The sequence below is a fragment of the Streptomyces sp. NPDC047072 genome (assembly GCF_040643855.1).
Classification (GTDB): domain Bacteria; phylum Actinomycetota; class Actinomycetes; order Streptomycetales; family Streptomycetaceae; genus Streptomyces.
On record NZ_JBEYVC010000339.1, the window covers coordinates 1 to 3,404 of the forward strand.

General features: G+C 71.0%; 3 protein-coding genes and 1 pseudogene. 3 read left to right on the forward strand and 1 reads right to left on the reverse strand.

Annotated features, from left to right (window positions below):
• Positions 1-142 precede the first annotated feature (142 nt).
• The 3 genes from rarD to ABZ896_RS52345 all read left to right on the forward strand — a co-directional run bounded on the left by rarD (position 143) and on the right by ABZ896_RS52345 (position 2,791).
• Entirely contained in the window at positions 143-1,147 is a 1,005-nt protein-coding gene (gene rarD / locus ABZ896_RS52335) for an EamA family transporter RarD (RefSeq protein ID WP_360946489.1), read from the forward strand.
• A gap of 70 nt (positions 1,148-1,217) precedes the next feature.
• Positions 1,218-1,682 carry a VOC family protein gene (locus tag ABZ896_RS52340; protein WP_360946492.1) on the forward strand — a complete coding sequence of 155 codons (465 nt, stop codon included), beginning with the start codon at positions 1,218-1,220 and terminating at the stop codon, positions 1,680-1,682.
• A gap of 158 nt (positions 1,683-1,840) precedes the next feature.
• Entirely contained in the window at positions 1,841-2,791 is a 951-nt protein-coding gene (locus tag ABZ896_RS52345) for a M28 family metallopeptidase (RefSeq protein WP_360946495.1), read from the forward strand.
• Between the two features lie 39 nt (positions 2,792-2,830).
• On the opposite strand, the pseudogene ABZ896_RS52350 reads toward ABZ896_RS52345, so the two are convergent.
• Positions 2,831-3,404, reverse strand: a pseudogene (locus ABZ896_RS52350) (hypothetical protein); the annotation flags it as partial.

Genomic DNA, 3,404 nt, shown 5'->3' on the forward strand with positions numbered 1-3,404 from the left:
CGGTCGATCGGCGGCGCCTGCCCGGCGGGTTGATCGCCCTGGCCCTCGGCGGCTTCGGCATCGGGCTGACCGAGTTCCATGGCGGGCGGGGGTGTTCGGCGTTACCTTCGTGCGGTCGGGGACAGTGCGCGAAGGAGGGTCCGTGAAGTCCAGGGGCGAGCGGCACATAGGTCTGCTGAACGGTTTCGCGGCCTACGGCATGTGGGGCCTGGTCCCCCTGTTCTGGCCGCTCCTCAAGCCCGCCGGGGCGGCGGAGATCCTCGCCCACCGGATGGTCTGGTCCCTCGTCTTCGTCGCCGTCTCGCTGCTCTTCGTACGACGCTGGGCGTGGGCCGGTGAGCTGCTGCGGCAGCCGCGCCGGCTGGCGCTGGTCACGGTCGCCGCGGCCGTCATCACCGTGAACTGGGGCGTCTACATCTGGGCCGTGAACGCCGGTCACGTGGTCGAGGCCTCGCTCGGGTACTTCATCAACCCGCTGGTCACCATCGCCATGGGCGTGCTGCTCCTCAAGGAACGCCTCAGGCCGGCGCAGTGGGCGGCGGTCGGGGTCGGGTTCGCCGCCGTCCTGGTGCTGACCATCGGCTACGGCCGTCCGCCGTGGATCTCCCTCGCGCTCGCCTTCTCCTTCGCGACCTACGGCCTGGTCAAGAAGAAGGTGAACCTCGGCGGCGTGGAGTCGCTGGCCGCCGAGACCGCGATCCAGTTCCTGCCCGCGCTCGGCTACCTGCTGTGGCTGACCTCCCGGGGCGACCTCAGCTTCGCCACCGAGGGCCCGGGACACGCGGCCCTCCTCGCCTCGACCGGCATCGTCACCGCGCTCCCCCTGGTCTGCTTCGGCGCGGCGGCGATCCGGGTGCCCCTGTCCACGCTGGGACTGCTCCAGTACCTGGCCCCGGTCTTCCAGTTCCTGCTCGGCATCTTCTACTTCGGTGAGGCCATGCCGCCCGAGCGCTGGGCCGGATTCGCGTTGGTCTGGCTGGCGCTGACCCTGCTCACGGCGGACGCCCTGCGGACCGCCCGCGCGGCCAGGAAGGGGCTCGCGAGCGCCGGCACACCTCTGCCGACGGGCACGGTCATCGCCGTACGGGAGGCGGAGGCAGCCGCTCCCGGGCCGGAACCGCTCGACTCGCCCGCAGTGCGGCCGTAGGGTGCGCTGGGGCTTCAGGGGCCCTCCAGTAGGACAGCGTCAGACCTCGTTCGCCGCTATAAGTGGCTCCATGACGGAGACACCCGCACCCCTGCACTGGAAACTCGTCGTCGACGCCGGCGACCCGCACGCCCAGGCCGACTTCTGGGCGGCCGCGCTGCACTACGTCGTCGAGGACAACGACGCGCTGATCCAGCGGCTGCTGGAGTTGGGCGCGCTGCCGCGCGAGGCGACGGTCGAGTTCCGTGCGCGGCTGGCCTTCCGGGACCTGATCGCCGTACGGCATCCGGACGACCCGTACGACAAGGAGCGCGGCAGCGGGCTGGGGCGGCGGCTGCTGTTCCAGCGGGTGCCGGAGCCGAAGACGGTCAAGAACCGGCTGCACATCGATCTGCACGCGGCCGGGGGTCAGCGGGCGGTCGAGGTGGAGCGGCTGACGGGGCTCGGTGCGAGTGTGGTGCGGGAGGTGGACGAGCCGGCGGGGACGTGGGTCGTGATGCGGGATCCGGAGGGGAACGAGTTCTGCGTGCAGTGAGGGGGCCGTCCATGGACGGGTGTGAGCGGCGGGGTTCGCTATGCGGACTCCCCTGACCGGATTGCGCCCTTGACGGTGGGTCAGCTCCGGCTTCACCATCCAGGCACCTCATTAGCTGTGGAATCCCTGTGGATTCCCCGGAATTCGGAGCCCCCCACATGAAGCTCTCGATTCCCGGGCGCGCCGCGGCCACCGCCGTCTTCGCGTCCGTCTCCCTCCTGGCCGGCGGATCCATAGCCGGTGCGGCCCCCGAGGCACCGCCCGCGGTGGCCGCGGCGCCGGACATCCCGGTCGCCAACGTCAAAGCCCATCTGACCCAGCTCCAGTCGATCGCCACCGCCAACGGCGGCAACCGCGCGCACGGCCGTACCGGCTACAGAGCCTCGCTCGACTACGTGAAGGCCAAGCTGGACGCGGCCGGGTACACCACGACCATCCAGCAGTTCACGTCCTCCGGCCGCACCGGCTACAACCTGATCGCGGACTGGCCGGGCGGCGACACCAACCAGGTTGTCATGTCTGGTTCACACCTGGACAGCGTGACGGCCGGCGCCGGCATCAACGACAACGGCTCCGGCTCCGCGGCCGTCCTGGAGACCGCGCTCGCCGTCTCCCGGGCCGGCTACCAGCCCACCAAGCACCTGCGGTTCGCCTGGTGGGGCGCGGAGGAGCTGGGCCTGGTCGGGTCCCGCTACTACGTCACCAACCTCTCCAGCGCGAACCGCGCCCGCATCAGCGGCTATCTGAACTTCGACATGATCGGCTCGCCCAACCCCGGGTACTTCGTCTACGACGACGACCCGGCCATCGAGAAGACCTTCAAGGACTACTACGCCGGGCTCGGCGTCCCGACGGAGATCGAGACCGAGGGCGACGGACGGTCCGACCACGCGCCGTTCAAGAACGTGGGCGTGCCGGTCGGCGGGCTGTTCAGCGGGGCGGACTACGTCAAGACGGCGGCGCAGGCGGCGAAATGGGGCGGTACGGCGGGGCAGGCGTTCGACCGCTGCTACCACTCGTCGTGCGACACGACCGCCAACATCAACGACACGGCGTTGGACCGTAACGCGGACGCGGTGGCGTACGCCGTGTGGGGGCTGTCCTCCTAGCGGGGCCGTTCTTCCGGGTCACTGTTCGGTGGCCTGCGTCTACGACTGTGTCTGTGCCTGTGCCCGTTCGGCGAGGCGGAGCATGCGGGCGCGGGCCTTCTCCAGTGGGGCCTGGTCGTCGGCGGCGGGGCCGTCGCCGGTGGCCAGTTCCGTCCACAGGGTCAGCAGGTCGGTGCCCAGCTCCAGGCCCTGGTGGGGGTCGCGTACGGCGCGCCATGCGGTGGCGGCGCTCTGGATGTTGCCGTACGCGGCCTCGGGGTCACCGGCGTGGTGGTGGATGCGGGCGAGGTCGAGCGAGATCCGTACGGCGTGGACCGGTTCGCCGCCCAAGTAGGCGATGTAGGCGGAGAGTTCACGGGCCTGCAGCAGGTCGGGGTGGTCGGGGGCGAGCCGCTGCGTGCCGTCCGCGACGACCTCCTCCGCCAGTTCGCCGGCGACGTCTATCCGCCCCTCCCGCACAGCCGCGTGCACCCGAGCGACGGCTTCACCGAGCACACCGCCGACCTCGTCGCCGCCTTCCCCCAACACCGCTTCGGCGACGGCGTCGAAGCCGCGGACGGGGGTCGGTTTGGGGTCGGGGTCGTCGTGGAGGGGGGTGGGGGTGATGAAGGGT

Bases quoted from the DNA above. Each gene is read 5' to 3' on its own strand.
- ABZ896_RS52345 (WP_360946495.1), top strand. From the start codon at position 1,841: ATGAAGCTCTCGATTCCCGGGCGCGCCGCGGCCACCGCCGTCTTCGCG.
- ABZ896_RS52340 (WP_360946492.1), top strand. From the start codon at position 1,218: ATGACGGAGACACCCGCACCCCTGCACTGGAAACTCGTCGTCGACGCC.